The organism is Streptomyces scopuliridis, assembly GCF_042790125.1.
Taxonomy (GTDB): Bacteria; Actinomycetota; Actinomycetes; order Streptomycetales; family Streptomycetaceae; genus Streptomyces; species Streptomyces scopuliridis_A.
Genome location: NZ_JBHTZS010000018.1, coordinates 34,539 through 59,042 on the forward strand (window position 1 = coordinate 34,539; position 24,504 = coordinate 59,042).

Here is a 24,504-nt window from a genome sequence, read left to right on the forward strand (position 1 = left end):
GCCATGCGCACCCGAATCCTCGTACTTGGAAAGCGCGTCGGCTGAAGCAGAGCCCGAACCGCTCTGCGAACCAACACCGACGCGCTCCCCTCGCCTGCCTCACGGCACGAGGGGTTTTTTGTTGCACCGGCACACCCCAAACCCTCGCAAAAACCCTCAGCCTCATCGAGAAGAGAATGCCGATGACCGAGCAGGCCACCGGGGCCCACCATCCGCAGCCGCGGGCCCGTAACGGCGGACCGTCCACCGCCTCCGTCGAGCACGTCACGGGCGCGCAGTCCCTCATCCGCTCGCTCGAGGAAGTGGGCGCCGACACGGTATTCGGCATCCCCGGCGGCGCCATCCTCCCCGCGTACGACCCGATGATGGACTCCACCCGGGTCCGCCACATCCTCGTCCGCCACGAGCAGGGCGCGGGCCACGCCGCCGAGGGCTACGCCCAGGCCACCGGCAAGGTGGGCGTCTGCATGGCCACCTCCGGCCCCGGCGCCACCAACCTGGTCACCCCGATCGCCGACGCGCACATGGACTCGGTGCCGCTGGTCGCGATCACCGGCCAGGTGGCGAGCAAGGCCATCGGGACGGACGCCTTCCAGGAGGCGGACATCTGCGGCATCACCATGCCGATCACCAAGCACAACTTCCTGGTCACCAAGGCCGAGGACATCCCGCGCACCATCGCGGAGGCCTTCCACATCGCCTCCACCGGCCGCCCGGGACCGGTCCTGGTGGACATCGCCAAGGACGCGCTCCAGGCCGAGACGACCTTCAGCTGGCCGCCCGCCCAGGACCTGCCCGGCTACCGCCCGGTGACCAAGCCGCACGCCAAGCAGATCCGCGAGGCCGCGAAGCTGATCACCCAGGCCAGGCGCCCGGTGCTGTACGTCGGCGGCGGCGTCCTCAAGGCCGGCGCCACCGCCGAGCTGAAGGTCCTCGCCGAGCTCACCGGCGCCCCCGTCACCACCACCCTGATGGCGCTGGGCGCGTTCCCCGACAGCCACCCGCTGCACGTGGGAATGCCGGGCATGCACGGATCGGTCACCGCCGTCACCGCGCTGCAGAAGGCCGACCTGATCGTCGCCCTCGGAGCCCGTTTCGACGACCGCGTCACCGGCAAGCTGGACAGCTTCGCGCCGTACGCCAAGATCGTCCACGCCGATATCGACCCGGCGGAGATCGGCAAGAACCGCACCGCGGACGTGCCGATCGTCGGCGACGCCCGCGAGGTCCTGGCCGATCTGGTCCAGGCCGTGCAGGCCGAGCACACCGACGGTCACGTCGGCGACTACACCGCCTGGTGGCAGGACCTCAACCGCTGGCGCGAGACCTACCCCCTCGGCTACGACCAGCCCGCGGACGGCACCCTCTCGCCGCAACAGGTCATCCAGCGCATCGGCCGGCTCGCCCCCGAGGACACGATCTACGCGGCGGGCGTCGGCCAGCACCAGATGTGGGCCGCGCACTTCATCGAGTACGAGAAGCCCGCCACCTGGCTGAACTCCGGCGGCGCCGGGACCATGGGATACGCCGTGCCGGCCGCCATGGGCGCCAAGGCGGGGCAGCCGGACCGTACCGTCTGGGCGATCGACGGCGACGGCTGCTTCCAGATGACCAACCAGGAACTCACCACCTGCGCGCTCAACAACATCCCGATCAAGGTCGCGATCATCAACAACGGCGCGCTGGGCATGGTCCGCCAGTGGCAGACCCTCTTCTACAACCAGCGCTACTCCAACACCGTCCTGCACTCCGGCCAGGACGCCGCCGAAGGACCCAACGGCGGCACCCGCGTCCCGGACTTCGTCAAGCTCTCCGAGGCCATGGGCTGCGTCGCGCTGCGCTGCGAGTCCCCGGACGAGCTGGACGCCGTGATCGCCAAGGCCAACGCCATCAACGACCGCCCCGTCGTGGTCGACTTCATCGTCCACGAGGACGCCCAGGTGTGGCCGATGGTCGCCGCAGGCACCTCCAACGACGAGGTCATGGCCGCTCTGGGCGTCCGCCCCGACTTCGGCGACAGCGCAGACGACTGAGCCGCGGAACGAGAGCCCGAGAGACCGAGAGAAGAGACCGACACATGACCAGGCACACGCTCTCCGTTCTGGTGGAGAACACCCCCGGCATCCTCGCCAGGATCGCCGCGCTGTTCTCCCGCCGCGGCTTCAACATCGACTCGCTCGCCGTCGGTGTCACCGAGCACCCCGACATCTCCCGCATCACCATCGTGGTCAATGTCGAGGAACTGCCCCTGGAGCAGGTGACGAAGCAGCTCAACAAGCTGGTGAACGTCCTGAAGATCGTCGAACTCGAGCCCGGCGCCGCGATCCAGCGCGAGCTCGTCCTGGTGAAGGTCCGCGCCGACAACGAGACCCGCTCCCAGATCGTCGAGATCGTCCAGCTGTTCCGCGCCAAGACCGTGGACGTCTCGCCCGAGGCCGTCACGATCGAGGCCACCGGATCGAGCGACAAGCTCGACGCCATGCTGAAGATGCTGGAGCAGTACGGCATCAAGGAGCTGGTGCAGTCCGGCACGATCGCCATAGGACGTGGCGCGCGGTCCATCACGGACCGCAGCCTGCGGGCACTCGACCGCAGCGCGTAGGCCCTGTCCGGCCTCGCCCGTCCCTCCCCGCCAGTCAGTACGCCCACCCCCTCCCGTTCCGTTCGTATGGCGAGACCGGGAGACCAGCTTCGACCGTCCCGCCGTACGGTGGAACGAGAGCTGCGACATTTTCGAAGCCGCCTGCACCCCAAGCAGCGCACACCAAGGAGAAGACCCAGTGGCCGAGCTGTTCTACGACGCCGACGCCGACCTGTCCATCATCCAGAACCGCAAGGTCGCGGTCATCGGTTACGGCAGCCAGGGCCACGCCCACGCGCTGTCGCTCCGTGACTCGGGTGTCGATGTCCGGGTCGGTCTGCACGAGGGCTCCAAGTCCAAGACCAAGGCCGAGGAGCAGGGCCTGCGCGTGGTGACGCCCGCCGAGGCCGCCGCCGAGGCCGACGTCATCATGATCCTGGTGCCGGACCCGATCCAGAGCCAGGTCTACGAGGAGTCCATCAAGGACAACCTGAAGGACGGCGACGCGCTGTTCTTCGGTCACGGCCTCAACATCCGCTACGGCTTCATCAAGCCGCCGGCCAATGTCGATGTCGCGATGGTCGCCCCCAAGGGCCCCGGCCACCTGGTCCGCCGCCAGTACGAGGAAGGCCGTGGCGTGCCGTGCATCGCGGCCGTCGAGCAGGACTTCTCCGGCAGCGCCTTCGCGCTGGCCCTCTCGTACGCGAAGGGCATCGGCGGCACCCGCGCCGGTGTCATCAAGACGACCTTCACCGAGGAGACCGAGACCGACCTGTTCGGTGAGCAGGCCGTGCTCTGCGGCGGCACCGCCGCGCTGGTCAAGGCGGGCTTCGAGACGCTGACCGAGGCCGGCTACCAGCCGGAGATCGCGTACTTCGAGTGCCTCCACGAGCTGAAGCTGATCGTGGACCTGATGTACGAGGGCGGCCTGGAGAAGATGCGCTGGTCGGTCTCCGAGACCGCCGAGTGGGGCGACTACGTCAGCGGCCCGCGCGTCATCACCGACCAGACCAAGGTCGAGATGAAGAAGATCCTGGCCGAGATCCAGGACGGCACCTTCGCCAAGAACTGGATGGAGGAGTACCACGGCGGTCTGAAGAAGTACAACGAGTACAAGAAGGCCGACAGCGACAGCCTGCTCGCGACCACCGGCGCGGAGCTGCGCAAGCTCATGAGCTGGGTCGACAACGAGGACGCGTAACACCGCGCGCGGACGGCCCCGGCCAGGGATGAGCCGGGGCCGTCCGGACGGAACGCCGACGCGGGACCGCACGTACGGGTGATCCTGCCGCCGGGGCGGAAAACGGCCCGGTGACAGCACTACACTGCACAACACATACGCGTCAGGCCCACAGCGTCGTGCGTCTTCCACGCGGCCAGAACCCTCCACCGCATGCGGCCGTCGGGACGGCCGTCCGCTATGGGACTTGTGAGGACTCACGTGAGCTCGAAACCTGTCGTACTCATCGCTGAAGAGCTTTCGCCCGCCACCGTCGACGCGCTCGGTCCGGACTTCGAGATCCGGCACTGCAACGGCGCCGACCGCGCGGAGCTGCTGCCCGCCATCGCCGACGTGGACGCGATCCTGGTCCGCTCCGCGACCAAGGTCGACGCGGAGGCCATCGCCGCCGCGGGCAAGCTGAGGGTGGTCGCCCGCGCGGGCGTCGGCCTCGACAACGTGGATGTCTCCGCCGCCACCAAGGCCGGCGTGATGGTCGTCAACGCACCGACCTCGAACATCGTCACCGCCGCCGAGCTGGCCTGCGGTCTGCTGGTCGCCACCGCGCGCCATATCCCGCAGGCGAACACCGCCCTCAAGAACGGCGAGTGGAAGCGGTCCAAGTACACGGGCGTCGAGCTGAGCGAGAAGACGCTCGGCGTCGTCGGCCTCGGCCGCATCGGTGTGCTGGTCGCCCAGCGTATGTCCGCCTTCGGCATGAAGATCGTCGCGTACGACCCCTATGTGCAGCCGGCCCGCGCCGCGCAGATGGGCGTCAAGCTGCTGACGCTCGACGAGCTGCTGGAGGTGTCGGACTTCATCACCGTGCACCTGCCGAAGACCCCCGAGACGCTGGGGCTGATCGGCGACGAGGCGCTGCACAAGGTCAAGCCGACGGTGCGGATCGTCAACGCCGCGCGCGGCGGGATCGTGGACGAGGAGGCGCTGGCCTCCGCGCTCAAGGAGGGCCGGGTCGCCGGCGCCGGTCTGGACGTGTACTCCAAGGAGCCGTGCACGGACTCCCCGCTGTTCCAGTTCGACCAGGTCGTCTGCACCCCGCACCTCGGCGCGTCCACCGACGAGGCGCAGGAGAAGGCGGGCATCGCGGTCGCCAGGTCCGTACGGCTCGCGCTCGCGGGCGAGCTGGTGCCGGACGCGGTCAACGTCCAGGGCGGGGTCATCGCCGAGGACGTACGCCCGGGGCTGCCGCTCGCCGAGAAGCTCGGCCGGATCTTCACCGCCCTCGCGGGCGAGGTCGCGGTCAGGCTCGATGTCGAGGTGTACGGCGAGATCACCCAGCACGATGTGAAGGTGCTCGAACTCTCCGCGCTCAAGGGCGTGTTCGAGGATGTCGTCGCCGAGACCGTGTCGTATGTCAACGCCCCGCTGTTCGCGCAGGAGCGTGGCGTCGAGGTCCGGCTGACCACCTCCAGCGAGTCCCCGAACCACCGCAATGTGGTGACCGTGCGCGGCACGCTCTCCGGTGGCGAGGAGGTCTCGGTCTCGGGCACGCTGGCCGGGCCCAAGCACCTCCAGAAGATCGTCGGGATCGGTGAGTACGACGTGGAGCTGGCGCTGGCCGAGCACATGATCGTGCTGCGCTACGAGGACCGCCCCGGTGTGGTCGGCACGGTCGGCCGGATCCTCGGCGAGGCCGGGCTCAATATCGCGGGGATGCAGGTCTCGCGGGCGGAGGAGGGCGGCGAGGCGCTGGTCGTGCTCACCGTCGACGACAACGTACCGCCGGCCGTGCTGGCGGAGATCTCGGAGGAGATCGGCGCGGCCTCGGCGCGCTCGGTGGATCTGACGGACTAGATCCCCAGCGGGCCCGGCCCGGTGGTCAGAGCCGGGCCGCCTTCAGGGCCATATGGAGAAGCAGCCGGTCCTCGCCGTCGTCCAGCTCCAGGCCCGTCAGCTGCTCGATCCGGGAGAGCCGGTAGTAGAGCGTCTGGCGGTGGATGCCGAGAGCCGAGGCCGTACGCCCCGCCTGGCCCGCATGGTCGAGGAACACCTCGGCGGTGTGGGCCAGTTCGGCGTGTACGGGGTCGAGCAGCGGCCGGATCACGGGGTCGGGCTCGGTGGGGAGCGCGGTCAGCAGACGGTACGGGCCGATCGACGTCCACCGCGCCACCGGTCCGAGCCGGGGCTGGGCGACCGACGCGCGGGCCGCCGACACCGCCTCGTGCCAGGCCGCGGGCAGCTCGGCCAGGCCGCGGCGCGGCGCAGAGGAGCCGGCGGCGGCCCCCGGGACCGCGTCCTCGCGCAGCCGGGCGACGGCCGCGAGGACGGGCGCGAGCGCGTCCGGTGAGCGGAGCCGTACGAGCAGGGCCAGGGTGTCCGCCCCGCCCGCGCCGTTCACCGGGCCCGTGGTCGAGCCGTTCGGACGCCCGCTCTCCGGAACGGTCGCCGGCCGGGTCTTCGGGATCGCACCGTACGGCAGTACACACAGCGCCGCCGTCCCCGGCACCGCCCGTACCCGTGGTTCCTCACCGCGCCAGGGCGCCACACACAGCACCACATGCGATCCGTCCGCGCTCGGCCCCAGCGCCGCGCGCAGCGCCGCCAGCGCCATGTCCCGCTGCCAGCCCGGCTCCGCCGTCAGCACGGCGCGCAGCTCGCGGGCCAGATCCGCGCCCGCCCGCACCTCGTCGGCGAGCAGATCGCCGATCCGTGAGGTCACCTCCATGGCCGCCGCGAGCCGGGAGGCGCTCGGTCCCGGATCGGAGTCGTCGAGCAGCCAGACATAGCCGAGCACCGTGCCCCGGTGCCGTACGGGCAGACAGATCCGGCCGCGGAAGACGCCCGCGTCCGGGGCGGCGGGGATCCGGACCGGTTCCGTCGCGCGCGTGATGCCGAAGCCCTCGAACCAGGCGCGGACCGCCGGGGTGGACTTCCTGGTCAGGATCGAGCGCGTCCTGACCGGGTCCATCGCCGTGTCGTCCTCGCTGTCGTGCGCGCCGAAGGCGATCAGTCCGAAGTCCCGGTTCTCCAGCGTCGCGGGGACACCGAGCAGCGCCGAGATCTCGTCGACCAGCTCCTGGTAATCGTCCTTCACTCGGACATTCTCCCACTGCTTTCAGACAGATGTCTGAGATCCGGGCCACGGATGCGTGACAGCTGTCGATGGCAGAGGGTCGGGCCGATCTTTAGGTTTCACAGTGGTTCTCCTCGCCGTACCGAACTGATCGCTTCTGTTTCGCGGATGTTCGGTCGCGGCTCTCTCGATCTCACCGTGGAGGTGCCCCGTGCTGGGTCCCGTGATCCTTGCCGCGTCGCGGAGCGACAGAATGCGCCGTGTCGTCTCGGCCGCGCCGGTCACCAAGCCCGTGGTGAACCGTTTCATCGCCGGTGAGTCGGTCGAGGAGACGGTCCCGGTGGTCGAGAGCATGGCCGGCCGTGGCCTGGAGGTCACCCTCGACGTCCTCGGCGAGGACATCACCGACCCGACCGAGGCGCTGGCCGCCCGGGACGCGTATCTGCGGCTGATCGAAGCCCTCGCCCCGCTGGAGCTGGGTGTCCGCGCCGAGATGTCGGTCAAGCTCTCCTCCTTCGGGCAGGCGCTGCCCGGCGGACACGACCTCGCGCTGAAGAACGTCACCGCCGTCGTCGAGGCCGCCGCGGAGATCGGCACCACGGTCACCCTCGACATGGAGGACCACACCACCGTCGACTCGACGCTCGCCATCCACGCCGAGCTGCGCGAGCGCTTCCCGCAGACCGGCGCGGTCGTCCAGTCGTACCTCTTCCGCACCGAGGAGGACTGCCGGGCGCTCGCCGAGGCCGGCTCGCGCGTACGGCTCGTCAAGGGCGCCTACAAGGAGCCCGCGTCCGTGGCGTACCAGGACAAGAGGGAGGTCGACCGGGCGTATGTCCGCTGCCTCAAGATCCTGATGAAGGGCCCCGGCTACCCGATGATCGGCTCCCACGACCCCCGCCTCATCGCGATCACCCAGCACCTCGCCCTCCGCGCCGGACGTAAGCTCGATGAGTACGAGTTCCAGATGCTGTACGGCATCCGGGAAGCCGAGCAGGACCGGCTGGCCGCCGAGGGACACCGGATGCGTGTCTACATCGCGTACGGCACCGACTGGTACGGATACTTCATGCGCCGCCTCGCCGAGCGCCCCGCCAACCTCGCGTTCTTCCTGCGTTCGCTGGTCAGCCGCGGCTGAGCCGCCGGCACCGAAACCGACCGCCCCTGACCTACTGATGAAGGAGACACGGCACCCATGGACGCTGTGACCCAGGTTCCCGCGCCGGTCAACGAGCCGGTGCACGGCTACGCCCCGGGCTCCCCGGAGCTGGCCCGTCTTGAGGTCAAGCTCAAGGAGCTGGCCGAGAACCCCGTCGATCTGCCGATGACGATCGGCGGCGAGAAGCGGATGGGCGGGGGCGAGCGCGTCGACGTCGTACAGCCGCACAACCACCGGGCCGTGCTCGGTACGTTCGCCGGTGCCACCCAGCAGGACGCCCGTGACGCGATCGACGCCGCCCTGGCCGCCGCTCCCGGCTGGCGCGCGATGTCCTTCGACGACCGTGCCGCGATCATCCTGCGCGCCGCCGAACTGCTCGCGGGACCGTGGCGCGAGACGCTGGCCGCCGCGACCATGCTCGGCCAGTCGAAGACGGCCCAGCAGGCCGAGATCGACACCCCCTGTGAGCTGGTCGACTTCTGGCGCTTCAATGTCAAGTACGCCCGTGACCTGCTCGCCGAGCAGCCGCCGGCCAACTCGCCCGGCGTCTGGAACCGGCTCGACCACCGGCCGCTCGAAGGCTTCGTCTACGCGATCACGCCGTTCAACTTCACGGCGATCGCGGGCAACCTGCCGACCGCGCCCGCGCTCATGGGCAATGTCGTGGTCTGGAAGCCGTCGCCGACGCAGACCCTCGCGGCCGTGCTGCTGATGGAGCTGCTGGAGGAGGCCGGCCTGCCCAAGGGCGTCATCAACCTGGTGACGGGCGACGGCATCGCCGTCTCCGAGGTGGCCCTGCACCACCGTGAGCTGGCGGGCATCCACTTCACCGGTTCGACCAGGACCTTCCAGCACCTGTGGAAGACGGTCGGCGGCAATATCGAGAAGTACCGCTCCTACCCGCGGATCGTCGGTGAGACCGGCGGCAAGGACTTCGTCGTCGCCCACCCGAGCGCCGACCGCGCGGTTCTCAAGACGGCGCTGACCAGGGGCTCCTTCGAGTACCAGGGCCAGAAGTGCTCCGCCTCCTCGCGCGCGTATGTCCCGGCGTCGATCTGGAACGACGGGTTCAAGGAGGAGTTCGCGGCCGAGGTCGACGGGATCGCCATGGGCGATGTCACCGATCTGTCGAACTTCATCGGCGCCGTCATCGACGAGCGCGCCTTCGCCAAGAACAAGGCCGCCATCGACCGCGCCGCCGCCGACCCGACGTGCACGATCGTCGCGGGCGGTACGTACGACGACTCCGTCGGCTACTTCGTCCGGCCGACCGTCATCGTCTGTACGGACCCGGAGAACGAGGTCTTCACGACCGAGTACTTCGGCCCGATCCTCGCGGTGCATGTCTACGACGACGCCGACTACGAGACGGTGCTCGCCCAGATGGAGTCCGTCTCGGCGTACGCCCTGACCGGCTCGGTCATCGCCGGTGACCGCGCCGCGGCGGCCGACGCGATGGAGAAGCTGCGCTACGCGGCGGGCAACTTCTACATCAACGACAAGTCGACCGGCGCCGTCGTCGGCCAGCAGCCCTTCGGCGGCGGCCGCGCGTCCGGCACCAACGACAAGGCGGGCGCCCCGCAGAACCTGATGCGCTGGACGCTGACCCGCGCCATCAAGGAGACGCTCGTCCCGCCGACGGACTACCGCTACCCGCACATGGGCTGACGGTCCGTCACGTCCCGCAGACTCCGCCCCCGTACCGGCCGCCCCCCTTCGCCGGCACGGGGGCGGCTCCATACCCGTGGGCACCGGTCTCCTGACAGAGTGGCGCCCATGACGGAATTCCTGCGCACCGCCCACACCTTCGAGCTCTCCCCGGCCGAACTCACCGAGATCCGGGCCCTGTTGGACGCCGCCTTCCGGGGCGGCTTCTCCGACGAGGACTGGGACCACGGGCTCGGCGGTGTGCACGCCCTCGTGCAGGACGCGGACGGCGCGATCCTCGCCCACGGCAGTGTGGTCCAGCGCCGGGTGCTGCACGACGGCCGCTCCTACCGCATCGGCTATGTCGAGGCCGTGGGCGTACGGCCCGACCAGCACAGACGCGGGCTGGGCGGCCGGGTGATGGCGGCGCTGGAGCGGGTGATCGACGGCGCGTACGCCGCCGGGGCGCTCTCCGCCTCGGCCGCCGGGGCGCCGCTCTACCGGGCGCGCGGCTGGCAGCCCTGGCCGCACCGGATCGAGGCGCTGGGGCCCGCGGGAGTGGTACGGCTGCCGGACGAGGAGGGCTCCACGTATCTGCGTCCGGCGGCGGGGCGGCCCCTGCCCGGATCCGCGTCGCCCGATGGCGGCGGAGCGCTGATCTTCGACTGGCGCGACGGTGATGTGCTGTAGGGCCTGTCCGGCGGGGGATTTCCGCAGGTCGGAGTGATCACCGTCTCAGATAGTAGGAAGTCCGAGTAATCGTGGAGACAGAGCGGTGATCCTCGCTTAGCTTGGAATGAGCCGAACGTCTCGCTCCATCGAGCGAATGGCGGTCGATGGCACGCGCCCCCACGCAGGCAACCCCTGCCGCGTATGCCCCCGCCCCTTCCGGCCGTGCCCCTCCCGGCAGTGCGCCACGCCGCCACGCCGCGTGGCTCAGCTATCTCAAGGAGTCGATCACCATGGCCGAGACGACTGTCCGCCGCCGTGTCCGTCACACCCCCCGTACCAGCGAATCCGACCGCAAGAACGCCGCCGCCGCCCTGCAGCGCGCTCTCGACCGCAGGGACAACGGCGGCTCGACCGGTCACTGAACCCGCGCGGGTCAGCGAATCCGCGCCGGCCACCGACGCGGGTCAGCGAATCCGCGCCGGCCACCGACCGACCGGCGGCGCGGACGTCAGCGCGTGATCGTGAAGTGGTCCACGCGCTCGCCGCTCTCGGCGAGCGCGGAGACCTTGAGCGCCGGGCGGTGCCCCGTCGTCACCTCGACGGCGAGGAAAGAGAACCCGGTGTAGCGCACGCGCGACCACTCCACGGTCTCGGTGGCCTTCGTGCCGCCCCGCTCCCAGTGGTACGAGGGCACGCTCTCGACATCGGCGACATGGCCCTCGTAACTGTCCGGCACCGGGAAGTCGTACAGCGCCTTGCCCGCGCCGCCCGCCGTGACGTACACGATGCCGTCGCGCACCGAACTGACCGACTCGCCGACCGGCACCCGGCGCGTGACACCGCCGGCGCGCAGCGCGTCGGTCCGCTCGTACACATGGTTGTGGCCGTTGACGACCAGATCGACGCGGTGCTTGTCGAAGAGCGGCACCCATGCCTCGCGCACCCCGCCGTCCGAGGCGTGCGCGTTCGTGGTCGAGAAGGCGCAGTGGTGGAAGAACACCACGATGAAGTCGATGTCCCGGTGCGCGCGCAGCTCACCGAGCCGCCGGTCCAGCCAGCGGGTCTGGGCGCCGTCGGTGTAGCCGGTGTTGGCGCGGATCTCGTGGGAGACATCGTTCGCGTCGAGGGCGACCACCCCGACATTGCCGTACGTGAACGAGTAGACGCCCGGCGACTTCACCGGATCGAGCCCGCCGCCCGGCAGGGACCAGCGCGCGTTCTGGCCGCCGTAGCCGTCGGGGGAGTACCACGCCTCCATGTCGTGGTTGCCGGTGGTCACCATCCACGGCACCCGCGAGGCCACCGACTCGGTCTGCGCCAGGAACTGGTCCCAGACCCGCGCGTCATAGGTGTCCGCGGGCAGCCCCTGGCCGCTGCTGTCCGCGTAGCAGATGTCCCCCGCGTGCAGATGGAAGGCCGGGTTCTGGCCCAGGATCACCTGGTCGTTGGCGAGGGCGTCGTACGAGACGCCCTGGTCGCCGAAGGCGGTGAAGACGAATGACTCGGCGCGCGCGGGAGCGGTGCGGAAGGTGGAGACCGTGCCCAGGTTGCGCGCGTCGGCCGGGTCGAAGCCGTCGTGCCCCACGCCGTAGTAGTACGTGGTCCCGGGGCGCAGCCGCTCCAGCGAGACATGCAGGTAGTACTGGTCCACCGCGGGCAGCTTGGCCGACAGCGAGGGGGTGTGCAGCGAGCGCACCTCCGCCTTGATCCGCCGGCTCAGGTCCCAGGGCTTCAGACCGACCCGGACGTAGGGGTTCCTGACCGCGAACGGCACCTGCCAGGAGACCGACATCATGGTCTTCGGGTCGGCCCCGAAGGCCAGATGGCGGCCGAACGGGGCCACCAGCGACCCGTCGACGCGGGCGGCGGCCGACGACGGCAGGAAGGCGGGGGCGGCGGCCGTGGTGGCGCCCGCGGTGGCGGAGCTGGAGCCGAGCAGACCGGCGCCCGCCACCGTCCCGGCGGCGAGCGTGCCCGCCCGCAACAGGCCGCGTCGGCCGATCTTCTCGCGCAGATACGCGTGCTGCTCCGGCATGGTCATACGGGAGGCGAGATGGTCGGGAATCCCGACGCGGGGAGTTTCCATGTGCCGACCGTGACACCGGTGGGTGTCACATGAATGTATCCCGGGCGTCCTGTCGACGACTGATTCGCAATGTGTCCACAGAATGGACACGCGATGTCATGCACTGGGACGGGGGGTAGGGTGCCCCCATGTCTCGCAGCCTCAATCTCGCAGTGATCCCCGGTGACGGCATCGGCCAGGAGGTCGTGGCCCAGGGCCTGAAGGTCCTGAGCGCCGTCCTTCCCCAGGATGTGAAGCTGGAGACCAAGGAGTACGACCTCGGCGCGAGCCGCTGGCACCGCACCGGGGAGACCCTCCCGGACGCGGAGCTGGAAGCCCTCAAGGGGCATGACGCGATCCTGCTCGGCGCGATCGGCGACCCGACCGTACCGTCCGGCGTCCTGGAGCGCGGGCTGCTGCTCAAGCTGCGCTTCGCCTTCGACCACTATGTGAACCTGCGGCCGTCGAAGCTCTTCCCCAACACGGCCACCCCGCTGGCGGGCCGCCCGGACATCGACTTCGTCGTCGTCCGCGAGGGCACCGAGGGTCCGTACACCGGCAACGGAGGTTCGCTGCGCACGGGTACGCCCGCCGAGGTGGCCACCGAAGTGAGCCTCAATACGGCGTACGGCGTGGAGCGGGTCGTCCGTGACGCGTACGAGCGCGCCAACTCCCGTCCGCGCAAGAAGCTGACGCTGGTCCACAAGAACAACGTCCTCGTCTACGCCGGCCACATGTGGAAGAACATCTTCGACCGCGTGGGCCAGGAGTACCCCGACGTCGCCACCGACTATCTGCATGTCGACGCCGCGACGATCTTCTTCGTCACCCAGCCCGACCGCTTCGACGTGATCGTCACCGACAACCTCTTCGGTGACATCCTCACCGACCTGGCCGCCGCCGTGACCGGCGGAATCGGCCTGGCCGCGTCCGCGAACATCAACCCGGACCGTACGTTCCCGTCCATGTTCGAGCCGGTCCACGGGTCGGCGCCGGACATCGCGGGCCAGGGGAAGGCCGACCCCACGGCCACGATCCTCTCCGTCGCCCTGCTGCTGCGACACCTCGGGTTCGACGCCGAGGCCGTCCGGGTCGAGGAGGCCGTCGCGGCCGATCTCGCCGGGCGCGACGGTACGGCGGCCACCGCGCGTACGACCGACCAGATCGGTGACGCGCTCGCCGTACGCGTAGCGAGCTGACCCGTCGACTCCTCACAGCCGCCGGGTCTTCGGAGCCCGGCGGCTGTTCTTTTGCGGCCTCCGGGTGCCACCATCATCCAAGGGCCGCTTTCACCCCGTTTCATGCACCCGTCCCACCCGCGCGATAATCGGCGTGGGCCGCGGCATGCGGGAATGCTCGGACGTCCTAGTAGCAGTAGCGGCGTGAACGCGGTCCGTCACATCAACCGGTGAAGGACGAGTATTCATGACCACGCCCACGATCGAACTCAAGCCCTCCTCGAACCCGCTGTCCGACGCGGAGCGCGAGGCGATCCTGGCCAACCCGGGGTTCGGCCGCCACTTCACCGACAACATGGTGACGATCCGGTGGACGGAGGGACGCGGCTGGCACGACGCCCAGCTCGTGCCGTACGGGCCGCTCTCGCTCGACCCGGCGAACATGACCCTGCACTACGCGCAGGAGATCTTCGAGGGGCTCAAGGCCTACCGCCGCCCCGACGGCTCGGTCGCCACCTTCCGTCCCGAGTCCAACGCCGAGCGCTTCCGGGCCTCGGCCCGCCGGCTCGCCATGCCGGAGCTGCCCGTCGAGACCTTCATCGCCGCCTGTGACGCGCTCGTCCAGCAGGACAAGGCATGGGTGCCCGCGCACGGCGGGGAGGCGTCCCTCTATCTGCGCCCGTTCATGATCGCGGCCGAGGTCGGGCTCGGGGTGCGGCCGGCGAACGAGTATCTGTTCCTGGTCATCGCCTCGCCCGCGGGCGCGTACTTCCCCGGCGGGGTGAAGCCCGTCTCGGTCTGGCTCTCGGAGAACTACGTCCGCGCGGTGCCGGGCGGCATCGGCTTCGCCAAGACCGGCGGCAACTACGCGGCGTCCCTGCTCGCCCAGGCCGAGGCGGCCGAGAAGGGCTGCGAGCAGGTCGTCTACCTGGACGCGCTGGAGCACCGCTGGGTCGAGGAACTGGGCGGGATGAACCTGTACTTCGTGTACGGCGACCGCATCGTCACCCCCGAACTGACCGGCTCCCTGCTGGCGGGCGTCACCCGTGACTCGCTGCTGAGCCTGGCGGCCGACCTCGGCTACACCTCCGAGGAGGGCCGGATCTCCAAGGAGGACTGGCGCCGCGACACCGAGAACGGCACCCTCACCGAGGTCTTCGCCTGCGGTACGGCCGCGGTGATCACCCCGGTCGGTGTGGTCAAGTCGACGGGCGGCGAGTGGACCCAGTCGGGCGGCGAGCCGGGCGAGGTCACGCTGAAGCTGCGCGAGGCCCTGCTGGACATCCAGACGGGCCGGACGGCCGACACCCACGGCTGGATGCACGAGCTGGGCTGACGGGGCCCTGTGCGGAGAACGGGGCCTGAGAACGGGGCCTGAGAACGGGGCCTGAGAACGAGGCGTGAGAGCGGGGCCCGAGAGCGGGGCCCGGCAACGACCGCGGCGGAGGCCCGTGCCCGGAGCGAACCCGGGGCGCGGGCCTCCGCCGGGCCTCTCCCGGGCCCGTTTTCGTCCGTTCCGCGGTGCGCTTCCGTCACGCACCGCTCACGCGTCCCGACCGCATCGTGAGACGGGACTACCTCAGAGCGCCAGACATGCGAAAATCGCCGTGTGCTCTCGTTCGCCATGATTATCGGCAGCAAGCGCGCCGGTCCGCAGTGACCGCCTCGTACCACCCCGTACGGCGCGGCCACCGTGCCTCAGACCCGCGCGCAGACCTCTCGCACCCGCGAGGGGTTTTTTCATTTTCCGGCCCACCCTCGCCGGAGATGGGACGCGAGCGATGATGGGGGCAAGTGGAGCCAGTCCTTCCACTCGACAGGAGCTACACACCATGACCACTGAGTCCACAGGGCCCACGGCGAAAACAGACGACAGCTTTCATGTCTTCGACACCACGCTGCGCGATGGCGCCCAGCGTGAGGGCATCAATCTGACCGTCGCCGACAAGCTGGCCATCGCCCGGTACCTGGACGACTTCGGCGTGGGCTTCATCGAGGGCGGCTGGCCCGGCGCCAACCCGCGCGACACCGAGTTCTTCGCCCGCGCCCAGCAGGAGATCGACTTCAAGAACGCCCAGCTCGTCGCGTTCGGCTCCACCCGCAGGCCGGGGGCCAGGGCGGCGGAGGACCCCCAGGTCAGGGCGTTGGTCGAGTCCGGCGCGCCGGTGGTCACGCTGGTCGCCAAGTCACATGACCGCCATGTCGAGCTGGCGCTGCGCACCACCCTCGACGAGAACGTCGAGATGGTCCGCGACACCGTCGCCCACCTGCGCGAACAGGGCCGCCGGGTCTTCGTGGACTGCGAGCACTTCTTCGACGGCTACCGCGCCAACCCCGAGTACGCCAAGTCCGTCGTACGGGCCGCCACCGAAGCGGGCGCCGATGTCGTCGTCCTCTGCGACACCAATGGCGGCATGCTGCCCGCGCAGATCCAGGCCGTCGTCACCACCGTGCTCGCCGACACCGGCGCCCGGCTCGGTATCCACGCCCAGGACGACACCGGCTGCGCCGTGGCCAACACCCTCGCCGCCGTCGACGCCGGCGCCACCCATGTCCAGTGCACGGCCAACGGCTACGGCGAGCGTGTCGGCAACGCCAACCTGTTCCCGGTCGTCGCCGCGCTGGAGCTGAAGTACGACAAGCGCGTCCTGCCCGAGGGCGCGCTCGCCGAGATGACCCGGATCTCGCACGCCATCGCGGAGATCGTCAATCTCGCGCCCTCCACCCATCAGCCCTATGTCGGTGTCTCCGCCTTCGCCCACAAGGGCGGACTCCACGCCTCCGCGATCAAGGTCGACCCCGATCTGTACCAGCACATCGACCCCCAGCAGGTCGGCAACAGCATGCGGATGCTCGTCTCCGACATGGCCGGCCGCGCCTCCATCGAGCTGAAGGGCCGGGAGCTGGGCATCGACCTCGGCGGCGACCGCGATCTGGTCGGCCGCGTCGTCGGCCGGGTCAAGGAGCGCGAACTCAAGGGGTACACCTACGAGGCGGCCGACGCGTCCTTCGAGCTGATGCTGCGCGAAGAGGTCGAGGGCCGGCCCCGCAGCTACTTCCGTACGGAGTCCTGGCGCGCGATCGTCGAGGACCGGCCCGACGGTACGCACGCCAACGAGGCCACCGTGAAGCTGTGGGCCAAGGGCGAGCGGATCGTCGCCACCGCCGAGGGAAACGGCCCGGTCAACGCCCTGGACCGGGCCATGCGGGTCGGTCTGGAGCGGATCTATCCGCAGCTCGCCAAGCTGGAGCTGGTGGACTACAAGGTCCGCATCCTGGAAGGCAGGCACGGTACGGAGTCCACCACCCGCGTGCTGATCACCACCGGGGACGGGGCCGGCGACTGGTCCACGGTCGGGGTCGCCGAGAATGTGATCGCGGCCTCCTGGCAGGCGCTGGAGGACGCGTACACCTACGGACTGCTGCGGGCCGGGGTCGAACCCGCGGAGTAGCCGGCCACCACGCGCGGTCCGCCCCCGGCCCCTGGACAGCCTCTAGTGCCGGTCGCGGCACTAGCTCTGGAGCCGCCACTTCTGGTTGGCGGCTCCGGTGCAGGTCCAGATCTGGGCGCGGGCGCCGTTGGCCGGGGAATTGTCCGTCACATCCAGGCACTTGTCCGCCGGGATGTTGACGATGTCACCGGTCCCGGCGTTGTACGTCCACTGCTGGGCACCGCTCCCGTTGCAGTCGTACAACTGCACCTTGGCGCCGTTCGCCGTCGACGCCGAGGTCACGTCCAGGCACTTGCCGAGGGACCTGATCGTGGAGTCCGTACCGACCGTCCAGCGCTGGGCCGTCGAGCCGTTGCAGTCGTAGAGCTGGACAGGCGTCCCGTTGGCGCTCGCGCCGCCCGCCACGTCCAGGCACTTGCCGGCGAGCCCGGTGAAGGTGCCCGAGGTGCCGGTGCCGCCACCGCCGGACTGGGTGCCCGACCAGGTGAAGGTCGCCGAGGTCTTGCCGGGCAGGGAGTAACTGAAGTTCTGCCCGCCCCAGTTGACCCGCAGCTCACGGGCGGCCGACGCGTCGTTGTACGCGATCAGCGCCTTGGAGCCGTCCGGGTTGCGCCAGGCCACATTGGGCACGGCGGTGCTGGCGGTGGAGGCGATGCGCTCCGCGCCCGGCCTCACGAACTTCGTGAGGTGCCCCATCGTGTAGTACTCGATGGTGTAGTCGACCTGGCCGTGGCGCCCGTCACCGTTGTGGACCGTGACCAGCCCGTCGCAGGTGCCGCAGCCGCCGTTGTGCGGGCCGCGGTTCTGGTCCACCGCCAGCGACCACTTGGTCACCGACTTCGCCCAGTTGCGGGTGTAGTCAATGATGTTCGCCATGTCCTCGCGCTGCTGGTTGGCGATCCAGGTGCCGCCCGAGTGCTCGGTCTGGAAGGCGTCCAGCTGCGGGTACTGGTTGTGGACGTCCGTCTGCTTCTGGACGTTGCCGCCATAGCCGTGCCAGGCGACGCCGCCGAAGTTGGGGTGGCTGCGGACGGCCGCGTCGTTCACGGTATCGGCCGCGTACGCGTCGTACGTGTCCCAGTTCCAGTCGTGCGCGAGCACCTTGGAGGACAGCCCCGCGCCCTGGAGCTTGGGCAGCAGTTCGTTCTTGGTGAAGTACGCGAGACCCGAGGCGTTCCAGCTCATCGACGGGTAACCGGCACAGCAGGTCGGCTCGTTCTGCACCGAGACATAGTCGACCGGGACGCCCTGGTCGCGGTAGGCCTGGAGATACTTCACGAAGTAGTTGGCGTAGGTGCCGTAGTTCTCCGCCTTCAGCCAGCCGCCGTTGAGCTGGCCGCTGTCCTTCATCCAGGCCGGCGCCGTCCACGGCGAGGCCATGGTCGTCAGCGCCGGGTTGAGCTGCTTGGCCTGCTTGGTCAGCGGCAGCACATCGGCCAGATCGTGCGCGATGGAGAACCGAGCGAGGTTCGGATCGGTCTGGCCCGCCGGCATGTCGTCGTACGTGTAGCCGAAGCGGGCCAGGTCGGAGCCGCCCATGGGGTTGCGGACGAAGGAGAGCCCGATGCCCTCGGTGGGCGAGAAGAGCTTCTTCATCGTGTCGTCACGGGTCGCCTGGGAGAGCGCGCCGCTGCCCTTCATCAGCCAGGCCGCGGTGTCGGTGAAGGAGGCGCCGCCGCCCGTGAAGGTCTGATAGCGGGTGCCCTCGTCGACACTGACGTTCGTACCGCTGCCGCCGTTGCCCGGCTGGAAGGTGACGGGGGTCTGCTGCTGGAGTCCGCGGGTGACATGGCGCCCCCCGCTGTCGTCGGTCGTCGTCAGCCAGATACTGACCTGCTCGCCCGCGGCCTGCGCCGTGCCGGCGGAGAGGCCGGTGAGTCCGGCGGTGGCCAGGGCGCCCGCGAGGAGCGCCCTCGTCAGCCGCCGCCCGGTGCCTGTCGGTCTCGACATAAGTCTGCTGCCCTTCATCGGCAGTGCTGTGGGGGGTGGACCGTGCGGCGTGAGTGAACTGCCGTTACGAACTCCCGTCAAGGGGTCGCGTATTCAGAAACTGAACGCACAACACCCCTGTGTCGTACCTGACCTGCGGCCCGCCTGGTACGCAACAGAGGTGCGGACCAATCTCGGCGTGAAGTGTTGACGGCGCTCCGGCACGCCGGTTAACTCACCGCCGAGCACCGGTACCGGTTCCGGGACCGGTACCGGCCTGTGCGGGCGTGACCGGTTACCCACCTCTTCGGGGAGGCCACGATGCGTGTCACCATCGCCGATGTGGCCCGTGAGGCCGGCGTCAGCAAGACGACCGTGTCGCGGGTGATCAATACCAAAGGTGAAGTCGACCGGTGTACGGCCGCCCGCGTCCGGGCCGTGATCACACGGCTCGGGTACGTACCCAGCTCGGGCGCCGTCGGGCTGGCCCGGGGCAGCAGCCATACGATCGGCATGCTGGTGCCCGCGCTCAGCTGGCCATGGATGGGCGAGGTCCTTCAGGGGGTCGTGGACACCGTCGAGGCGGCCGGCTACGGGCTGTTGCTGTTCACCTGCAACCGCGGCCCCGAATCGGTGGAGCACTTCGTCACCCAGGTCTCGGCCCGCGCCTTCGACGGACTGCTCGTCGTGGAGCCGGAGAACACCCTCGACACCATCGTCGGACTGCACCGCAAGGGGCTGCCCGTCGTGCTGATCGACGACCGGGGCAGCCGCCCCGAGGGCTTTCCTTCCGTGGTGACCACCAACCACGAGGGCGGCGCCTCCGCCGCCCGCCATCTGCTGGCCGGCGGGCGGAGCAGACCGCTGGTGATCACCGGGCCGGCGCACTTCGGCTGCGTACGCGACCGGCTCAAGGGCTTCCGTGAGGTCCTGCCCACCGATCTCGTCATGGTGGGCGACTTCACCGAACTGTCGGGACGGATCGCGGTGGAGAAGCTCCTCAACAGCCGGGTCCGCTTCGACTCCGTGTTCGCGCACAACGACCTCAGCGCGGCCGGCGCGCTACGGGCCCTGCGGGCGGCGGGGCGCAAGGTCCCCGACGATGTCGCGGTGGTCGGCTTCGACAACGTCCCGCTGGCCCGGCACACGGAGCCACCGCTGACCACTGTCCGCCAGCCCACCCAGCAGATGGGCGAGACGGCGGCGCGGCTGCTGCTCGGACATCTCTCCGGGACGTCGCCCGGTCCCGGTGAGCCGGTCGTCCTGCCCACCGAGATCGTCGTCCGTGAATCGGCGCCGTAAGCCCTGCTTGGCCGCCTTTCCCGGTTCCCGCCGTCCTCGCCCGTCCGGTTTGGCCGTACTTCGGGTAGCGTCAATGGGTATGAGGACGAGGCTGATCTCCGTACTGTCCGGGCTGCTTCTCGCCTTCCTCGCCACGGCCTTCCTGGGGGCGCCGGGCGCGTGGGCGGCCACCGACGCGCCGGCGGCCACCGGCCCCCGCGCGGTGGCCGAGGGCCTCAAGAAGGGTCCTGTCTATGTGGACCCACGGGCCGCGGGGCAGCTCTCGGCGTCCGAGGCGGACGCCCTGGCGAAGAAGATCAAGGACGCGGACAAACCGGTCTTCGTGGCCGTCCTGCCGGCCACCGCGGAGTTCCCCGCCTCGTCCGTGCTGAGGACCGTACGGGCCGAGACCGGTGTGACGGGGCTGTACGCCATCCGTCTCGGCGACCGGTTCGACGCGGGCGCCGATCCGGTGGTGATGCCGAGCCAGGCCGTCCGGAATCTCACGGACGCGGTGAAGGCGGGCGGTCCCGTCGACGCCGCGACCGAGCTGAACAACTTCGTCGACCAGGCCCTCCCGCAGGCCCGGGGCCAGGCCCCGGCCTCCTGGGACACGGGCTCGGGATCGGATGGCGCCGGCAGCTCGTCCACCGGGCTGATCGTGCTCGGCTCCGTGGTCGTGCTGGGAGGCGCGGGCGCGTACGCCGTGGCGCGGGTGAACCGGCGCAAGCGCGACGAGCGCGCCCGCGAGGCGCTGGAGAAGCTGCGGGTCGTCGTGGACGAGGACATCACCGCGTTCGGCGAGGAGCTGGACCGGCTGGACTTCCACCCCGGCGAGCCCGGCGCAGATGACGCGATGCGGGCGGAGTACGAACGTTCCCTGGACTCGTACGAGAAGGCCAAGTCCCTGATGGGCGCGGCACGACGGCCCGAGGACGTACGGGGGGTGACCGAAGCGCTGGAGGACGGCCGGTTCGCGCTGGCCACGCTGGCCGCGCGCCGGACGGGCGCCCCGCTGCCGGAGCGGCGTTCGCCGTGCTTCTTCGACCCGCGGCACGGCCCTTCGACGACCGACGCGGAGTGGTCCCCGCCCGCCGGTGTCCGGCGTACGGTCCCGGTCTGCGCGGCCGACGCCGCCCGGCTGGCGGACGGTACGGACCCGCAGACCCGCACGGTCCAGACCGAGCACGGCCCCCGCCCGTACTGGGAGGCAGGACCGGCGTACGGGCCGTGGGCCGGCGGCTACTTCGGCGGCGGGCTGCTGCCGGGGCTGCTGGTGGGCACGATGCTCGGCTCGATGATGGCGACCCCCGCCTATGCCGCGGACTTCGGCGGCGGCGACCCGTCCGGCTTCAGCGGCGGCGACTACTCGGGCTCGGACTTCGACCCGGGCGATTTCGGTGGCGGCGGCTTCGGCGGGGGAGGGGACTTCGGCGGGGGTGGCGGGTTCGACGGCGGCGGCTTCTAGGGGCCCTTGTGGTGACGGTCCCCAGTGCCTGTACGGCGGACCGGCCCTAGGCCTTCTTGATCGCGGAGATGTCGAAGCTCAGCTTGACCTTGTCGCTGACCATCACGCCACCGGTCTCCAGCGCGGCGTTCCAGGTCAGGCCCCACTCGGAGCGCAGGATCGTGGCGCTGCCCTCGAAGCCGACGCGCTCGTTGCCGTACACATCGGTGGCCGAACCGTTGAACTCCAGGTCGATGGTGAGCGGCCGGGTGACGTCCTTGATGGAGAGATCACCGGTGAGCCGGTAGGTCTCCGCGTCCAGCTGCTCGACCTTGGTGGAGCGGAAGGACATCTTCGGGAACGTCTCGGCGTCGAAGAAGTCGGCGCTGCGCAGATGACCGTCGCGGTCGGCCATCCCGGTGTCGACACTGGCGATGGAGACCTCGATGGACGCCGAGGAGTCCGCCGGGTTCGTGCCGTCCAGGCTCAGCGTGCCCTCGTGCTCGGTGAACGTGCCCCGGACGTTGGTGACCATCGCGTGCCGGACGGTGAAGCTGATCGTGCTGTGCGCGGGGTCGATGGTGTATTCGCCGGTCAGCGCGGCGAGCGCCGGGTCCACCGTGGCGGTGGCGGTGCCGGCGGAGGTGGTGTTCTGTGCCGAGTCGTCCTTGCGGCCGAAGAGTCCCATGGTTGCTCCTGAGGAAGTGGTGCCCGGTTGTTGTTTAACGTTCAACGACCATCACCTTAGCCCTACCTGGTTCAGATTTCAACAATGTCACCCGATCGAGTTCGAATGAATCGGACGCCCTCTGGCGGACGCGCGTAGACATCGGGCACCATCTCCCTGTTCCACCTGCCCCACCGCCCCATTGGCCCCATCGCCCATCGGCACCAATCGGCCCCACGGTCTTCAGCAGGAGAGGGAATCCCCCCAATGAGAATCCGCTCGGTCATCAGCGCGCTCGCCCTCGTGCTCGGCGCGCTCTTCGCCCCCGGCTTCGGTGTCCTGAGCACGGCCACCGACGCCCAGGCCGCCACCAAGATCACCCACGCCACCGCCACCTCGATGTTCCGGTCGTCCGGGATCACCTGGTCCTCGTCGGGTGGCTGCTCCGACCGCAACAACCCGACCTGTACGTCGTTCGACCAGCTCAACCTGGACACGGCCAAGGGCGCGCAGACCCTGAGGAGTGCCAGCGGCTGCGGCCTCAACATCACCGGTGGCACGGAGACCGGCCACGCGAGCGGCACGTACTCGCACTGGAACGGCTACAAGCTCGACTTCGGCAAGGCCACCTGCGTCACCAACTACGTCAAGAACACCTTCACGTACATCGGGGTGCGCGGTGACGGCGCTCCGCAGTGGCAGTCCGGCGCCGGCAACGTCTACGCCGACGAGGGCAACCACTGGGACGTGACGTTCTACAACTGCGGCGGCTGCTGACGCCGTTGGCGGTCCGTGCGTACCCGACGGTGCCCCGTCCTCCCGGTCTTGGGAGGGCGGGGCACCGTCCTGTGTGCGTCCGGGTCAGGAACCGACCGACACCGTCCAGCGGCGCGGGTTGCCGTCGTGCGCCGCGCCCGAGACATCCGGCTGGCCGTCCGGCCGCACGTCGTCGTACGGGAAGGCGTAGCCGATCGGGGTGTTGGCGTGCACCACGCGGGCGAAGTGGTTGGTGACCGGGTCCCTGTAGTAGTCCGCCGCCGTGGCGCCGTTCGGCTGGTCCGGGTGGCTGAGCACCGTGGAGCGGTTGAACGCGGCCCCGAGCCGGGCGAGCAGGCCCTTCTTGTCGTCCGAGTCGGCGGGGTTGTTGGCGAACGGCCCGCTGTTGCAGGTGAAGATGTCCATCGAGGTCGGCTTGGCGAAGGTGTGGCCCCCGTTGAAGGTCAGCGTGTCGCCGCTGACCCGGCCCGTGAACACGCCCCGGCCGCCCTGGAGATCGATCCGCAGATCCGTGGAGCGGTACTTCTCCCAGACCTGGTCGACATAGCTGTCGAAGACCTGCGCGAAGGGTGTCTGGCCGGCCAGGTTCTGCGGCGAGATGACCCGCAGGACCCGTCCGTCGCCGCCGCGCAGGACCAACTGGTCCCAGGGATGTCCGTCCACGCCCGCCTGGGCGGTGAGCCCGTCCGCGATCCGCTCCAGCGCGCCTTCGGGCAGCGGGGCGACCGTATGGGTGGCATCGCCCTCCAGCGTGATGCCGATGGGCAGGGCCGTCACCAGGTCGACATAGCTGATGTTGGAGAACAGCTGGTCCTGGTTGAAGGTGAACTCGCAGAACGACCAGGTACGGCCGTAGTTGGGGTCGGCCGGGGTCGCGAAGGCGGGCTCGACCAGGGCGGGGCCCGGGTTGAGGAAGAAGTCCAGCGTGTCGTCGCGTACGAAGTAGACGCGGGCGCCGAACATCCGGGGCAGCGTCAGGACGACCGGTGCGCCGCCCGCCGCGTTCAGCGGGATCGCGCAGTCGACCGGCAGCGGGGTCTGCGGCGCCCCGGGCGACTCCGGCCGGTAGACGCTGCCGTCGGCGCGCAGCAGCACCCAGCTGTTGGTGGCCTGGTCGTGGCCGGTGACATACGCGTTGACCGCGCCCGGCAGCGAGGTGTTCCGCAGGGCGAGTTCGCAGGTCTCCGGGGCGGCCGACGCGTGGGGGCTGAGGGCGCTTCCCCAGGCGGGGTAGGTGAGCGCTGTCGCGGCTGCGGCCGTACCGGTGAGGAACAGTCGGCGGGATATCACGAGTGATCTCCTGGAATGTGGGGGAACGCAGGGGAACGCGCGGTATGTGGGGGGCCGCGCCTGCGTGGGCACCCACTCTTGCGACGCGTGGGGAACGCGTCAAGAG

19 protein-coding genes are annotated in these 24,504 nt (G+C 69.9%); 14 read left to right on the plus strand and 5 right to left on the minus strand.

Features of this window, described 5'->3' with window-relative positions:
- Positions 1 to 182 precede the first annotated feature (182 nt).
- The 4 genes from ACFRKB_RS25235 to serA all read left to right on the plus strand — a co-directional run bounded on the left by ACFRKB_RS25235 (position 183) and on the right by serA (position 5,615).
- The gene (locus tag ACFRKB_RS25235; RefSeq protein ID WP_383108701.1) at positions 183 to 2,033 is read left to right on the plus strand and encodes an acetolactate synthase large subunit; all 1,851 of its coding nucleotides are present in this window, start codon (positions 183 to 185) and stop codon (positions 2,031 to 2,033) included.
- A gap of 44 nt (positions 2,034 to 2,077) precedes the next feature.
- Positions 2,078 to 2,602, plus strand: coding sequence for an acetolactate synthase small subunit (gene ilvN, locus ACFRKB_RS25240; protein WP_030351817.1), 525 nt, complete (start codon positions 2,078 to 2,080; stop codon positions 2,600 to 2,602).
- A gap of 178 nt (positions 2,603 to 2,780) precedes the next feature.
- Positions 2,781 to 3,782 carry a ketol-acid reductoisomerase gene (gene ilvC / locus ACFRKB_RS25245; RefSeq protein WP_365976164.1) on the plus strand — a complete coding sequence of 334 codons (1,002 nt, stop codon included), beginning with the start codon at positions 2,781 to 2,783 and terminating at the stop codon, positions 3,780 to 3,782.
- A 240-nt stretch (positions 3,783 to 4,022) separates the two neighbouring features.
- The gene (gene serA, locus ACFRKB_RS25250; RefSeq protein WP_365976163.1) at positions 4,023 to 5,615 is read left to right on the plus strand and encodes a phosphoglycerate dehydrogenase; all 1,593 of its coding nucleotides are present in this window, start codon (positions 4,023 to 4,025) and stop codon (positions 5,613 to 5,615) included.
- A 25-nt stretch (positions 5,616 to 5,640) separates the two neighbouring features.
- Here the strand turns inward: serA and ACFRKB_RS25255 are convergent, their stop codons facing one another.
- A complete protein-coding gene (locus tag ACFRKB_RS25255) occupies positions 5,641 to 6,855 on the minus strand; it encodes a PucR family transcriptional regulator (RefSeq protein ID WP_383108702.1) in 1,215 nt (404 codons plus the stop codon).
- A gap of 190 nt (positions 6,856 to 7,045) precedes the next feature.
- Between ACFRKB_RS25255 and ACFRKB_RS25260 the strand changes: the two genes are divergently transcribed.
- The 4 genes from ACFRKB_RS25260 to ACFRKB_RS25275 all read left to right on the plus strand — a co-directional run bounded on the left by ACFRKB_RS25260 (position 7,046) and on the right by ACFRKB_RS25275 (position 10,734).
- Positions 7,046 to 7,972, plus strand: coding sequence for a proline dehydrogenase family protein (locus ACFRKB_RS25260; protein WP_383108703.1), 927 nt, complete (start codon positions 7,046 to 7,048; stop codon positions 7,970 to 7,972).
- A gap of 57 nt (positions 7,973 to 8,029) precedes the next feature.
- Positions 8,030 to 9,661 (plus strand): L-glutamate gamma-semialdehyde dehydrogenase, encoded by a 1,632-nt coding sequence (pruA, locus tag ACFRKB_RS25265; RefSeq protein ID WP_365976309.1) that lies wholly within the window; start codon positions 8,030 to 8,032, stop codon positions 9,659 to 9,661.
- Positions 9,662 to 9,769: 108 nt separating this feature from the next.
- A complete protein-coding gene (locus ACFRKB_RS25270; protein WP_383108704.1) occupies positions 9,770 to 10,330 on the plus strand; it encodes a GNAT family N-acetyltransferase in 561 nt (186 codons plus the stop codon).
- 272 nt (positions 10,331 to 10,602) lie between these two features.
- A complete protein-coding gene (locus ACFRKB_RS25275) occupies positions 10,603 to 10,734 on the plus strand; it encodes a hypothetical protein (RefSeq protein ID WP_106979167.1) in 132 nt (43 codons plus the stop codon).
- An 86-nt stretch (positions 10,735 to 10,820) separates the two neighbouring features.
- Here the strand turns inward: ACFRKB_RS25275 and ACFRKB_RS25280 are convergent, their stop codons facing one another.
- A complete protein-coding gene (locus ACFRKB_RS25280; protein WP_383108705.1) occupies positions 10,821 to 12,398 on the minus strand; it encodes a purple acid phosphatase family protein in 1,578 nt (525 codons plus the stop codon).
- Between the two features lie 128 nt (positions 12,399 to 12,526).
- Between ACFRKB_RS25280 and ACFRKB_RS25285 the strand changes: the two genes are divergently transcribed.
- From ACFRKB_RS25285 to cimA, 3 genes are all read left to right on the plus strand, one after another.
- Positions 12,527 to 13,576: a 3-isopropylmalate dehydrogenase gene (locus ACFRKB_RS25285; protein ID WP_326610248.1), complete on the plus strand. Its 1,050-nt coding sequence runs from the start codon at positions 12,527 to 12,529 to the stop codon at positions 13,574 to 13,576.
- Positions 13,577 to 13,802: 226 nt separating this feature from the next.
- The gene (locus ACFRKB_RS25290) at positions 13,803 to 14,891 is read left to right on the plus strand and encodes a branched-chain amino acid aminotransferase (protein WP_383108707.1); all 1,089 of its coding nucleotides are present in this window, start codon (positions 13,803 to 13,805) and stop codon (positions 14,889 to 14,891) included.
- Between the two features lie 496 nt (positions 14,892 to 15,387).
- Positions 15,388 to 17,007, plus strand: a complete 1,620-nt coding sequence (gene cimA, locus ACFRKB_RS25295; RefSeq protein ID WP_383108708.1) for a citramalate synthase — start codon at positions 15,388 to 15,390, stop codon at positions 17,005 to 17,007.
- A gap of 60 nt (positions 17,008 to 17,067) precedes the next feature.
- Here cimA and ACFRKB_RS25300 read toward each other — a convergent pair whose 3' ends face one another.
- The gene (locus ACFRKB_RS25300; RefSeq protein WP_383108709.1) at positions 17,068 to 18,957 is read right to left on the minus strand and encodes a ricin-type beta-trefoil lectin domain protein; all 1,890 of its coding nucleotides are present in this window, start codon (positions 18,955 to 18,957) and stop codon (positions 17,068 to 17,070) included.
- Between the two features lie 300 nt (positions 18,958 to 19,257).
- On the opposite strand from ACFRKB_RS25300, the gene ACFRKB_RS25305 reads away from it, so the two are divergent.
- Positions 19,258 to 20,238, plus strand: coding sequence for a LacI family DNA-binding transcriptional regulator (locus ACFRKB_RS25305; protein ID WP_383108711.1), 981 nt, complete (start codon positions 19,258 to 19,260; stop codon positions 20,236 to 20,238).
- Positions 20,239 to 20,317: 79 nt separating this feature from the next.
- Positions 20,318 to 21,685, plus strand: a complete 1,368-nt coding sequence (locus tag ACFRKB_RS25310) for a hypothetical protein (RefSeq protein WP_383108712.1) — start codon at positions 20,318 to 20,320, stop codon at positions 21,683 to 21,685.
- Positions 21,686 to 21,731: 46 nt separating this feature from the next.
- On the opposite strand, the gene ACFRKB_RS25315 is transcribed toward ACFRKB_RS25310, so the two are convergent.
- Positions 21,732 to 22,352 (minus strand): YceI family protein, encoded by a 621-nt coding sequence (locus ACFRKB_RS25315; protein ID WP_383108713.1) that lies wholly within the window; start codon positions 22,350 to 22,352, stop codon positions 21,732 to 21,734.
- A 246-nt stretch (positions 22,353 to 22,598) separates the two neighbouring features.
- Between ACFRKB_RS25315 and ACFRKB_RS25320 the strand changes: the two genes are divergently transcribed.
- Positions 22,599 to 23,108, plus strand: a complete 510-nt coding sequence (locus ACFRKB_RS25320) for a hypothetical protein (RefSeq protein WP_365976300.1) — start codon at positions 22,599 to 22,601, stop codon at positions 23,106 to 23,108.
- 84 nt (positions 23,109 to 23,192) lie between these two features.
- Here ACFRKB_RS25320 and ACFRKB_RS25325 read toward each other — a convergent pair whose 3' ends face one another.
- Positions 23,193 to 24,398, minus strand: coding sequence for a glycoside hydrolase family 64 protein (locus ACFRKB_RS25325; RefSeq protein ID WP_383108714.1), 1,206 nt, complete (start codon positions 24,396 to 24,398; stop codon positions 23,193 to 23,195).
- Between the last annotated feature and the right edge of the window lie 106 nt (positions 24,399 to 24,504).

What these genes read in the sequence shown, in the direction of transcription:
- ACFRKB_RS25235 (WP_383108701.1), top strand. Translation starts at nt 183, where the DNA reads ATGACCGAGCAGGCCACCGGGGCCCACCATCCGCAGCCGCGGGCCCGT.
- ilvN (WP_030351817.1), top strand. Translation starts at nt 2,078, where the DNA reads ATGACCAGGCACACGCTCTCCGTTCTGGTGGAGAACACCCCCGGCATC.
- pruA (WP_365976309.1), top strand. Translation starts at nt 8,030, where the DNA reads ATGGACGCTGTGACCCAGGTTCCCGCGCCGGTCAACGAGCCGGTGCAC.
- ACFRKB_RS25270 (WP_383108704.1), top strand. Translation starts at nt 9,770, where the DNA reads ATGACGGAATTCCTGCGCACCGCCCACACCTTCGAGCTCTCCCCGGCC.
- ACFRKB_RS25275 (WP_106979167.1), top strand. Translation starts at nt 10,603, where the DNA reads ATGGCCGAGACGACTGTCCGCCGCCGTGTCCGTCACACCCCCCGTACC.
- ACFRKB_RS25280 (WP_383108705.1), bottom strand. Translation starts at nt 12,398, where the DNA reads ATGGAAACTCCCCGCGTCGGGATTCCCGACCATCTCGCCTCCCGTATG.
- ACFRKB_RS25285 (WP_326610248.1), top strand. Translation starts at nt 12,527, where the DNA reads ATGTCTCGCAGCCTCAATCTCGCAGTGATCCCCGGTGACGGCATCGGC.
- ACFRKB_RS25290 (WP_383108707.1), top strand. Translation starts at nt 13,803, where the DNA reads ATGACCACGCCCACGATCGAACTCAAGCCCTCCTCGAACCCGCTGTCC.
- cimA (WP_383108708.1), top strand. Translation starts at nt 15,388, where the DNA reads ATGACCACTGAGTCCACAGGGCCCACGGCGAAAACAGACGACAGCTTT.
- ACFRKB_RS25300 (WP_383108709.1), bottom strand. Translation starts at nt 18,957, where the DNA reads ATGTCGAGACCGACAGGCACCGGGCGGCGGCTGACGAGGGCGCTCCTC.
- ACFRKB_RS25305 (WP_383108711.1), top strand. Translation starts at nt 19,258, where the DNA reads ATGCGTGTCACCATCGCCGATGTGGCCCGTGAGGCCGGCGTCAGCAAG.
- ACFRKB_RS25310 (WP_383108712.1), top strand. Translation starts at nt 20,318, where the DNA reads ATGAGGACGAGGCTGATCTCCGTACTGTCCGGGCTGCTTCTCGCCTTC.
- ACFRKB_RS25315 (WP_383108713.1), bottom strand. Translation starts at nt 22,352, where the DNA reads ATGGGACTCTTCGGCCGCAAGGACGACTCGGCACAGAACACCACCTCC.
- ACFRKB_RS25320 (WP_365976300.1), top strand. Translation starts at nt 22,599, where the DNA reads ATGAGAATCCGCTCGGTCATCAGCGCGCTCGCCCTCGTGCTCGGCGCG.